The 8,259-nt window shown below is 62.0% G+C and carries 16 protein-coding genes; 8 read left to right on the top strand and 8 right to left on the bottom strand.

What is annotated here, in order from left to right; all coding sequences use genetic code 11:
• Positions 1-272, bottom strand: a 272-nt coding sequence (locus tag EOA24_RS19705) for a hypothetical protein (protein ID WP_133374553.1), incomplete at its 3' end; no start/stop codon positions are given.
• Positions 273-407: 135 nt separating this feature from the next.
• A complete protein-coding gene (locus EOA24_RS19700; protein ID WP_126083236.1) occupies positions 408-725 on the bottom strand; it encodes a hypothetical protein in 318 nt (105 codons plus the stop codon).
• Between the two features lie 368 nt (positions 726-1,093).
• On the opposite strand from EOA24_RS19700, the gene EOA24_RS19695 reads away from it, so the two are divergent.
• The 5 genes from EOA24_RS19695 (at position 1,094) to msrA (ending at position 2,663) form a co-directional block, all read left to right on the top strand.
• Positions 1,094-1,306, top strand: coding sequence for a hypothetical protein (locus EOA24_RS19695; RefSeq protein WP_126083235.1), 213 nt, complete (start codon positions 1,094-1,096; stop codon positions 1,304-1,306).
• Positions 1,303-1,542 carry an ABC transporter permease gene (locus EOA24_RS19690; RefSeq protein ID WP_126083234.1) on the top strand — a complete coding sequence of 80 codons (240 nt, stop codon included), beginning with the start codon at positions 1,303-1,305 and terminating at the stop codon, positions 1,540-1,542. Before EOA24_RS19695 ends, EOA24_RS19690 begins: the two co-directional genes overlap by 4 nt.
• Positions 1,527-1,721 (top strand): hypothetical protein, encoded by a 195-nt coding sequence (locus EOA24_RS19685; protein WP_126061380.1) that lies wholly within the window; start codon positions 1,527-1,529, stop codon positions 1,719-1,721. The genes EOA24_RS19690 and EOA24_RS19685 overlap by 16 nt, the downstream gene beginning before the upstream one ends.
• Positions 1,721-2,044 (top strand): hypothetical protein, encoded by a 324-nt coding sequence (locus tag EOA24_RS19680; protein ID WP_126083233.1) that lies wholly within the window; start codon positions 1,721-1,723, stop codon positions 2,042-2,044. The genes EOA24_RS19685 and EOA24_RS19680 overlap by 1 nt, the downstream gene beginning before the upstream one ends.
• A 97-nt stretch (positions 2,045-2,141) precedes the next feature.
• Entirely contained in the window at positions 2,142-2,663 is a 522-nt protein-coding gene (msrA, locus tag EOA24_RS19675; RefSeq protein ID WP_126083232.1) for a peptide-methionine (S)-S-oxide reductase MsrA, read from the top strand.
• 207 nt (positions 2,664-2,870) lie between these two features.
• On the opposite strand, the gene EOA24_RS19670 is transcribed toward msrA, so the two are convergent.
• Positions 2,871-3,065 carry a hypothetical protein gene (locus EOA24_RS19670; protein ID WP_126083231.1) on the bottom strand — a complete coding sequence of 65 codons (195 nt, stop codon included), beginning with the start codon at positions 3,063-3,065 and terminating at the stop codon, positions 2,871-2,873.
• Positions 3,066-3,234: 169 nt separating this feature from the next.
• Here EOA24_RS19670 and EOA24_RS19665 point away from each other — a divergent pair, with 169 nt between their 5' ends.
• Positions 3,235-3,495: a hypothetical protein gene (locus EOA24_RS19665; RefSeq protein WP_126083230.1), complete on the top strand. Its 261-nt coding sequence runs from the start codon at positions 3,235-3,237 to the stop codon at positions 3,493-3,495.
• 26 nt (positions 3,496-3,521) lie between these two features.
• On the opposite strand, the gene EOA24_RS19660 is transcribed toward EOA24_RS19665, so the two are convergent.
• From EOA24_RS19660 to EOA24_RS19645, 4 genes are all read right to left on the bottom strand, one after another.
• A complete protein-coding gene (locus tag EOA24_RS19660; RefSeq protein ID WP_126083229.1) occupies positions 3,522-4,037 on the bottom strand; it encodes a PAS domain-containing protein in 516 nt (171 codons plus the stop codon).
• Positions 4,038-4,601: 564 nt separating this feature from the next.
• Entirely contained in the window at positions 4,602-5,042 is a 441-nt protein-coding gene (locus EOA24_RS19655; protein WP_126083228.1) for a GFA family protein, read from the bottom strand.
• A gap of 115 nt (positions 5,043-5,157) precedes the next feature.
• Positions 5,158-5,466 (bottom strand): hypothetical protein, encoded by a 309-nt coding sequence (locus tag EOA24_RS19650; RefSeq protein ID WP_245467108.1) that lies wholly within the window; start codon positions 5,464-5,466, stop codon positions 5,158-5,160.
• Between the two features lie 44 nt (positions 5,467-5,510).
• Positions 5,511-5,678, bottom strand: a complete 168-nt coding sequence (locus EOA24_RS19645) for a Thivi_2564 family membrane protein (protein WP_126083227.1) — start codon at positions 5,676-5,678, stop codon at positions 5,511-5,513.
• Between the two features lie 144 nt (positions 5,679-5,822).
• Between EOA24_RS19645 and EOA24_RS41680 the strand changes: the two genes are divergently transcribed.
• Positions 5,823-5,960 carry a hypothetical protein gene (locus EOA24_RS41680; RefSeq protein ID WP_189342065.1) on the top strand — a complete coding sequence of 46 codons (138 nt, stop codon included), beginning with the start codon at positions 5,823-5,825 and terminating at the stop codon, positions 5,958-5,960.
• A gap of 92 nt (positions 5,961-6,052) precedes the next feature.
• Positions 6,053-6,217, top strand: coding sequence for a DUF3309 family protein (locus EOA24_RS19640; protein WP_082048942.1), 165 nt, complete (start codon positions 6,053-6,055; stop codon positions 6,215-6,217).
• Positions 6,218-6,232: 15 nt separating this feature from the next.
• Here EOA24_RS19640 and EOA24_RS19635 read toward each other — a convergent pair whose 3' ends face one another.
• Positions 6,233-8,092 (bottom strand): CHASE3 domain-containing protein, encoded by a 1,860-nt coding sequence (locus EOA24_RS19635; RefSeq protein WP_245463272.1) that lies wholly within the window; start codon positions 8,090-8,092, stop codon positions 6,233-6,235.
• Positions 8,093-8,259: the final 167 nt, after the last annotated feature.

Here is an 8,259-nt window from a genome sequence, read left to right as displayed (position 1 = left end):
CTCTGGTACCAGCCCTGCGCGGTCTCGGACGCTTCCTCGGCCTGCTCGGAAAGGGCGCGGTTCAGGCGGTTTACCTCGCGCTTCAACTCCGCGATCTGCTTCTTCATCGCCGCTTCGGATGCCCTGGCGTTGCCGCGCGATGCGGCGCCACTGCGCGACGCGCCGCTGCTGCGCGAAGCGGCGTTACGGGGACGCGCTTCGCTGGCTGGGCTAGTGCTCGAGGTGCCGGCGCCGTTTGCTGCGCCACCGCTGCTGCTTTCATTGTCTGCCATGGGTTTCTCCTTTGTGCCCCTTGCAACGGTCGGAAGGCCGCATGGTTCCGACCGCCCTTGCCGAGCCGGTGAAGCTGGCTCCAACACAAAGGACGTGGAGCTGCTCCACGGCCTTTGCGAGCGCGAGTGGCAGGCCTACTTGCCGCAATTGTTATCGTTGACGTTCGGCTGCACCGTCGTGGCAGCGGTGTTGTTGGCATCGCCCTGCGCCCCCTGTGGGCTGTTCGGGCAGTTCTTGTCGGCGTTGGAATTCATATCGCCGCCGGTGACGCTGCCGGTCGTGCCGGTGTCGGGCGCCATCTGGTCAGGCGGCGGGGTGGCCGGCGTCCTCGGCTCGACTGTGATGCTTTGGCCGCTGCCGGCCGAGTTATCGGGCGAGTTCGCGGTCTGGGCCATCGCCGCCGTGGCGAGGCCGATTGTCAGGGCCGAAGCCGCGAGAATCTTCGTAAGCATGATTCTTCTCCTCTGTTTCGAGACGATTCGTCTGTTGCAGGGTCTGTCGCGTCTGCGACTGAGGGTGGAACCCGTCGGACCACGGTTGGTTCCGACAAAAACTCGCGCGGCTTTTGCCTGCGGTTCAATCCCTGGCTGTGGCGCATCGGGTTTTTTGCCAGCAGGTCTGGGACAAAGGCTGGTTTCAGGAGGATAGGAAAATATGCCTGCAACCTCTTGCCCGGTGTGGGCAGCTATGCTACTATTTTGTCCATGGTGCTGATTTGCGCCAACGACCCGCCGCGAGGCGGGTTTTGTTTTTCGGTCATCCATTTCCTTCGAGCGCTGGCGCGATTGAGCGCGGCCCCACTATTCCGCCCCGAGGCTCCATGCCACGCTACGCCACCATCATCACCGCCGATGACGGCGCCGAGATCGTCAGCGCCATCGGCGCGTTCGAGGGCGCGGACCCGCCGCGCCGCACCGGGCGCGTCGAGCAGGTCGCGCCGGGCGTGCGCATCGGCATTGAAGCCGCCAGGCCGTATGCAATCGTAGGCGCCGCCTGTTTCATCGCCGGTCTTCTCATCGGAGTGCTGCTATGAGCGCTCTGCTGGCATGGCTTCTCACCAATCCGACGATCCTGGCCATCGGCGCCGGCGTTGTCGGCGCGCTCGGCTGGGGCTTTCACCAGCGCCTTGCGGGCGCAAGGGCCGAACGCGGCAAGCAGGCAGAAGCCGAGGCCGCGGCCCGCAATATCGCCGACCAGGTCGACAACGACGTCGGCGCCTTGCCGCCTGAAGCGGTCAGGAAGGAGCTGAAGTCATGGGCAAGGGATTGATCCTCGCAGCCACCGTCGCCGCGCTTGCCGGCTGCACGACGGCTAGGGGCGGTTTCTGCGCCGCCGCCGCGCCGATGCGCCTCTCCGCCAGGGCCGTCGAAACGCTGTCGGATCAGGAGGCGAGGGCGCTGCTTGCGCACAATCGCAAGGGCGAGAAGCTCTGTGGCTGGAGGCCGTGATGCATGACATTTTCGATCTGCTGGGCATCAAGGGCCAGGTCGTGGCGGCGGGGCTCGCCGGCGGCGTGTTGCGGTCGCTGTCGCGCCATCGCTACAAGCTGCGGGAGATGATCGCCTCGCCCATCTGCGGCGCCCTGGCCGCCGCCTATCTGACATTGCCTGCCGTCGCCTGGGTTCAGGCAAGCGGCCTGCCGATGCCCGACGGCGCCGACGACACTACCACGCTCGCCGCCGCCTTCCTGATTGGGGTCTCGGCCATGTGGATTTCGGACATCGTCTTCGAGCTGGCAATCCGACGGTTCAGGCCGACTTCGGACCCCTGATCGCGCAGGTTCGAAATCGTGGCCGGCATGTTCCCCGGGGCGCTGGAAGAACCCGGCCACAACGCCTATCTATGGAGCAATCCAAAGGAGGTTTGACATGGCTTCTTCCACCGAGCGCGCAGTCCTTGCCGGCGGCTGCTTCTGGGGCATGCAGGATCTGATCCGGCGCTTGCCCGGCGTGGTTTCAACCCGGGTCGGCTACAGCGGCGGCGATGTCGCCAACGCGACCTATCGCAATCACGGCACTCACGCCGAGGCAATCGAAATCATCTTCGATCCGGCCAGGACCAGTTTCCGCACGCTGCTCGAATTCTTCTTCCAGATCCACGATCCGACGACGAAGAACCGCCAGGGCAACGACATCGGCATGAGCTATCGCTCGGCAATCTACTACACGAGCGACGAGCAGAAGCGGATCGCCGAGGATACGATCGCCGACGTCGATGCGTCCGGCCTGTGGCCCGGCAAGGTCGTCACCGAGCTTGCTCCGGTAGGCGCCTTCTGGGAAGCCGAGCCCGAGCATCAGGACTATCTGGAACGCTATCCCAACGGCTACACCTGCCACTTCGCGCGGCCGGGGTGGAAGCTTCCGGTCCGCCAGAAGGCTGCCGCATCGTAGATCGGCGGCGAGGCTATCGCATTTAGCCTTGCTCATCCAAGTAAGCCCGCCATGCCGAAGAGGCATGGCGGGCTTTCTTGCGTTCAGGATGTGCTGCGCTGGGCTTGCGCTACTCAGCCTCTGGCGCAAACGCTGAACCGCTCCAGCTATCGATCCCGGCAATTCCGCACGGAAAACCGCGGCGAGCATCAAATTGCCTTGGGCGGCTCAGCCCTTAGCGCGGCGGCTTTCATGTTCGTGGTTGCCGATCCAGTGGGCGCGGATGCGGTCGCTGGCCTCGAGATAAGCCATGTCGATGAGATAGGTCAGGAGTTTTTCGCCGTCGGCTTCGGCCTTCTGGCGAAGTTCCCGCAATATCCCCTGCGCAAACTGCAGGTTTTCCATTTTGCTAGGCTGGTCCATGGGTGCCCCCCAAATGTCTGCGCGGTAAGTCTGGATCACTATGCTTGCATGAAAGTTGTGACACCGTGCGCGGTGCGGCTGCACGGGGTTGCACCGACGCCCGCCCAACGAACCTGTTGGACATCGTGCGGAAATGTCGATATTTTACGCGCCCAATCGGATAGCGAGCATGAACGAAGACGAGGGCAGCACTTCTGACAAGTTGCAAGCCATGCTTGACGCGATTGCCAGGAGCGAGCCTTCGTTCGAGAACGGGCAAGTCGATTTCGGCCGCTTGAAAGCCGATGCCGCCCGGGCAGCCGGGGTGCTGATCGAATTTTACGGCGACGCGGCGCTTGAGCGCGCCAAGCTTATCGAGCACAGATCGCCCCAATCGCATTTCGCGCGCATGGTCACGGCTGAGGTCGGCAGACGCGGCAAGCGAAGCTGACCCGCAAACGATCGGCGAAAGCTGCCTCAGGACGATCTTCGCCTCCTCAGCCTTCCGTCAAGCCGTTGCTCGACCTCTTCCTCGACGTTGTCCAGAAGATAGGACAACAGGTCGTGTCCGATCGATCGCGCGATGTCCCTGGCCTGTTCGACGTGATTGTGCATCTCGCGCAGCGACTGTTCCTCGCAGGTGGCATCCTTCGTCAGATCGACGAACCAGCCAGGGTAGAGCGCTGCCTCGCCCACACCGTCTACGCAGCATTGGCCCACAGCCAGGATCTTGCGCAGCCCCATCTTTTCCGACCGGACCCTGTAGACTTCCCTGAAGCCAGATTTGCGTTCTATCGCCTTGCGGATCGCCAATCGGACCCTGGGCCGGTCATCCACATCGATGCTTTGCATGCATCGTTCCAGCGACGCGCCATGCGAGAATTCGTCGAGGGTCAGCCCGAAATAATCTGAAAGGTTGGCGTCGCCATAGACGCGGTCACGCTTGACGTCCCAGGTCCAAAACCCGTCAATCGGTGGATACCGCAAATGCATGTTTTGGTCGTGTTCAGGCGCCGACGTCATGAAAACCGCCCCGTCCGGTTTCAAGATTCGGCAGCACTATGTAGCAAAAAATGAAAGAAACAAAGGTGGCCTTTTGTACAAGGTTCGAAATCATAAGGCCTACTGCCTGTGGCAAGTCCGAGCGTCATATTTTGATACTACCAGAAAGCAATGGTCTAAAAAATTTCTTAAGCTTAAAGAATTTTGACTTCGATATTGCAACTGCAGCTTGGTATTTCACGCGCTGAACACAAGCGGTCGTCAGGAGAGCAAACCAAAAGGTTGTATTGCGAAAGAGGGATGGCTAAAAATTCTTGCGTTCCGCAAAGCGGATAAAACGCCATGAATGTCGCTGCCTGAAACGTGCAGGTGACGACTCACCCTGAATGCTACCGGCGGCTGATTGACCGGCAAACCTACCGGTGGTTGAAACAGAGTGAGCTTGGAGAAAAGCCTGGCATCTAAATCTGCACCCGGGCCTTTCCGGGTGGCGCCGAAGGGTTCCCTGGACCGGAGGTCATTGCCGTTCAGGCTTAAGTCCGACAGTGATCCAACCTAGGCCGACTCCTGCCGCGGCTCCGGGTCCGTTTCATTGCCGGCGGCCGAATCAGCGGCGACCCGGTCATGCTCGAACTGATGCGCCGCGGGGAGGGCCTGCAGCCAGGATTCGCGCCGCCCGATCCAGAGCTCATAGTCCGGCACCAGCCCCTCGGTCGGCGCGACGTCAAGGCTGCCGATCGTGACCTCGACTTCCTCTTCTCCAACGAATGGAACGCGGCTTCCGCAGGTGGGGCAAAAACTTCGAGCGCCATAGGTGCTGGTGATCCCGCTGGCTTCGAACGCTTGAAGCGGCCATACGGCATAGGCATGGAAAGCCGATCCGCTTGTCTTGCGGCAATCCTTGCAGTGGCAGAGGCCTACCCGGCGTGGCTCGCCGGCCACGCGGAACTGCACGCCGCCGCACAAGCAACTGCCGGTGCGCGCGATTTCAGGCATTTGCCGTTCCTCCCGCTGTTACACGCAGAACAAAGTCGCGGCCGGCCAGTTCTGCCGCTGGCCCGTACAACCCGTATGGGGTTGCTATGGTTCCGCGCGGGACCGCAAGAGGCGGCTATCGGTCGGGAAGGTCGACCGGCTCCTCGCACCGATAGACGCGGCACTCGCCGTCCTTGGCGGGAACGGTTGTTGATATTGGCACTTCCGGCCAGTCGCACTCATTGCCGAATTGCCGCACGAAGCGGTGATAAGTATCCGGACCGGTGGTCAAAACCACCGCATGGTCGCTTTTGATCAGCGCCTGCGTCTGCGCGCAGGTCATGGCGCGAGTATCCGGCCGGGCTTGGGCGGCGCTCGCGGCGCACAGCAGCGTGGCGGCGCTCAACAAGTTGCCGGCGAGGCGTGCGATCGACAGGGTTCTCATGGACACCGGGCTTCGGGGTTTTCCGTGCCGAATATGGACCGCGGCTAAAAGACCGCAAGATATTTGAGCAACGATATGATTCCGATGATGATGACGATGATCTGCGCGATCTGTCGCGTGCGGGCATCGAGTGGCAAGCGCTGCACGAGATAGAGCACCAGGATCACCACCAGGAAGGTGATCAGGATGCCGATGAGTACCGACGCGCCCATAAGCGAGCCTCCGTTATCGCCAGGATTGCCCAAACTGGGCCGCCCCCAAACGTTGCGCGTCTGAAAAAGGTTCCGCTAGGGCGAAGTGGAACGGGAAGTATCGCGCAGCGTTGTTCAGCACCTTTGAATATTCAGGATGCGAACATGAAGGACATCTTCAGCACCGCGGCCATCATTGTGTCGATCGCGATTGCGATTGCGCTCATGTTTTTGGTGCCGATCAGACTTGAAGCCAATCCCGGGCCGCCGATCGTGTCATCCCACTCGGCCAAGGCCGAATAGCATTGCCCGGAGCCGGGTGGAACATGCGCGCCCCTTGCGAGTTGATTTCGTGATGAAAAGCGCCGGCTTGCGCTCAGAGAGAGGAAAAGAACATGGGTCTCGGCACAATTCTTATCATTATTCTCATTCTGGCCTTGCTTGGCGGTTTCAGCGGCCTGGGCGGCGGGCCGTTCTACGGCACGGGCTATTATGGCGGCGGCGGTCTCGGGTTGGTTCTTGTCATCGTCATTATTCTGGTCGTGCTCGGACGGATCTAAGAACGGTCAGACAAATCAAGCGAGCGCGTCCCGGAGCTTCGCCGCCAGTTGTTCCAGCGTGAACGGCTTGGCGATGAAGTGCACATCGTGGTCAAGCACGCCATTGTGCACGACGGCGTTGCGCGTGAAGCCGGTCATGAACACCACTTTCAGGGAGGGGGACTGCTTGCGAGCCTGTTCGGCGAGTTGCCGGCCATTCATACCCGGCATTACAATATCCGTCAGCATCAGCGCGATGGCGGCGTTCTGACCGAGTTTCTCCAAGGCTTCGTCACCACCCGCGGCTTCGATGACGGTATAGCCGAGCTCCAGCAAGGCGGCGGCCGTCGAAGCACGCACGCGGGCATCGTCCTCGACGAGCAGCACGGTTTCGGTTGCCGGAACATCGCTCCTGCCGCCGGTCTTTACCGGCGGAGCCGCTTCCTCCGGACCGGTGAAGCGCGAAAGATAGATCCTGATTGTCGTGCCCTCGCCGGGCTCCGAATAGATCTTGACGTGTCCGCCGGATTGCTTGACGAAGCCGAACACCTGGCTGAGACCGAGCCCGGTTCCCTTGGTCGCGGGCTTCGTGGTGAAGAATGGCTCGAAAGCCTTGGCCATGATGTCCGCCGCCATACCCGCGCCGGTGTCCGTTACCGCGATCATGACATACTGACCGGCCTTCACTTCGGGATGCGCCGCCGCATAGGCCTCGTCGAGATGGCAGTTGGCGGTCTCGATGGTGAGCTTGCCTTCTTCATCCATGGCGTCGCGTGCGTTGACCGCCAGGTTGATGATGGCGTTCTCGACCTGGCTCGGGTCGGCATGCGTTTTCCAAAGTCCGCCCGCCAGCACCGTTTCGATCTCGATCGCATGGCCGAGCGTGCGCCGTAAAAGGTTCGACATGCCGGTGACGAGGCGATTGGCATCGATGATCTGCGGCGCCAGCGGCTGCTGCCTGGAAAAGGCAAGCAGCCTGGCGGTGAGGTTGGCGGCGCGTGCCGCGGCATCGGCCGCCGCCTCAACGAAGCTCTGCACGTCATGCTCGCCGCGAGCGAGCTTGCGCTGCGCGAGGTTCATGGCGCTGGTGATGACAGCCAGCATATTGTTGAAATCATGCGCGATGCCGCCCGTGAGCTGGCCCACCGCCTCCATCTTCTGCACCTGGCGAAGCTGCGACTCCGCCTTCTCACGCGTGTAGATCTCGTTGAGCAGCGCCGCGTTCTTGGCGCTCAATGCGTCCTGCGCGTCAGCCACCTCTCGGAAGCGGCGGCTGGACTGGCGGATCGTATAGATGCCGAGCAGAAAGATGCCCAGCAGCGCCGCGAACGAGCCGATGCGCAGCCAGCCTTCGATCTGTTCCATCCGCTCCGCACGGGCAGCGAGGTTCGCACCGTCGATGCGCCGGATCGCATCGATGTTGGCGCGGATCTGGTCCATGTCCAGCTTGCCCCTGCCGCCGCGCACGATGTCCAGCGCTTTCGCCGTGTTGCCCGTGTCGTAGAGCCTGATCGTCTCAGCGAGTTCCGCTTGCTTGCGGGCAAGCGCGTCCTTGATGCCGGCCACCTGCTGCGCCCGATCGCTGCCGACCGGAAACATCTCATCGACGCGCTTGAGCAGCGCCGGCAGCGCCTCGACCGCATGCTGGTATGGCAGCAGATAGTTTTTCTCGCCGGTCAGCAGATAGCCGCGCTGGCCGGTCTCGGCGTCCTGGGCGAGCGAAAGCAGGCTCGAGAGCGTTTGCTGGGCTTCAATTGCTTCACGGCTGGCGTCGCGGTCGGCGATCTGCGCTTCGGCGAGAATGGCGCGCGCGGTTATGATCAGCGCGACAACGGCAAAGCCGGCAAGAAGCGGAAGCGCTTGCCATCGCAGGGCGCGTCGCAGTCGGACGATCATTGCTTTGCGGGGGCCTGAGGAAATCGTGAAATTCGCCAAGTGGTAGGCGGCGCTGAAGCGCAAAGCAATAGCCAAGTCCAGCGGGCGTTGATCGCAACAGCCCCGGCGGAACCTGCCTATGTCAAACTTTAATGACGGCGGCCTTCGGCCAATGCAGAGTACAGGAT

It is taken from the genome of Mesorhizobium sp. M2A.F.Ca.ET.039.01.1.1 (genome assembly GCF_003998035.1).
Classification (GTDB): domain Bacteria; phylum Pseudomonadota; class Alphaproteobacteria; order Rhizobiales; family Rhizobiaceae; genus Mesorhizobium.
Note: the sequence above shows the minus strand (reverse complement) of the source record. Positions and strands in the feature narration are given on the sequence as shown.

Coding starts and splice junctions, on each gene's coding strand:
- EOA24_RS19700 (WP_126083236.1), bottom strand. CDS start 725: ATGCTTACGAAGATTCTCGCGGCTTCGGCCCTGACAATCGGCCTCGCC.
- EOA24_RS19695 (WP_126083235.1), top strand. CDS start 1,094: ATGCCACGCTACGCCACCATCATCACCGCCGATGACGGCGCCGAGATC.
- EOA24_RS19690 (WP_126083234.1), top strand. CDS start 1,303: ATGAGCGCTCTGCTGGCATGGCTTCTCACCAATCCGACGATCCTGGCC.
- EOA24_RS19685 (WP_126061380.1), top strand. CDS start 1,527: ATGGGCAAGGGATTGATCCTCGCAGCCACCGTCGCCGCGCTTGCCGGC.
- EOA24_RS19680 (WP_126083233.1), top strand. CDS start 1,721: ATGCATGACATTTTCGATCTGCTGGGCATCAAGGGCCAGGTCGTGGCG.
- msrA (WP_126083232.1), top strand. CDS start 2,142: ATGGCTTCTTCCACCGAGCGCGCAGTCCTTGCCGGCGGCTGCTTCTGG.
- EOA24_RS19670 (WP_126083231.1), bottom strand. CDS start 3,065: ATGGACCAGCCTAGCAAAATGGAAAACCTGCAGTTTGCGCAGGGGATA.
- EOA24_RS19665 (WP_126083230.1), top strand. CDS start 3,235: ATGAACGAAGACGAGGGCAGCACTTCTGACAAGTTGCAAGCCATGCTT.
- EOA24_RS19660 (WP_126083229.1), bottom strand. CDS start 4,037: ATGCATTTGCGGTATCCACCGATTGACGGGTTTTGGACCTGGGACGTC.
- EOA24_RS19655 (WP_126083228.1), bottom strand. CDS start 5,042: ATGCCTGAAATCGCGCGCACCGGCAGTTGCTTGTGCGGCGGCGTGCAG.
- EOA24_RS19650 (WP_245467108.1), bottom strand. CDS start 5,466: ATGAGAACCCTGTCGATCGCACGCCTCGCCGGCAACTTGTTGAGCGCC.
- EOA24_RS19645 (WP_126083227.1), bottom strand. CDS start 5,678: ATGGGCGCGTCGGTACTCATCGGCATCCTGATCACCTTCCTGGTGGTG.
- EOA24_RS41680 (WP_189342065.1), top strand. CDS start 5,823: ATGAAGGACATCTTCAGCACCGCGGCCATCATTGTGTCGATCGCGATT.
- EOA24_RS19640 (WP_082048942.1), top strand. CDS start 6,053: ATGGGTCTCGGCACAATTCTTATCATTATTCTCATTCTGGCCTTGCTT.
- EOA24_RS19635 (WP_245463272.1), bottom strand. CDS start 8,092: ATGATCGTCCGACTGCGACGCGCCCTGCGATGGCAAGCGCTTCCGCTT.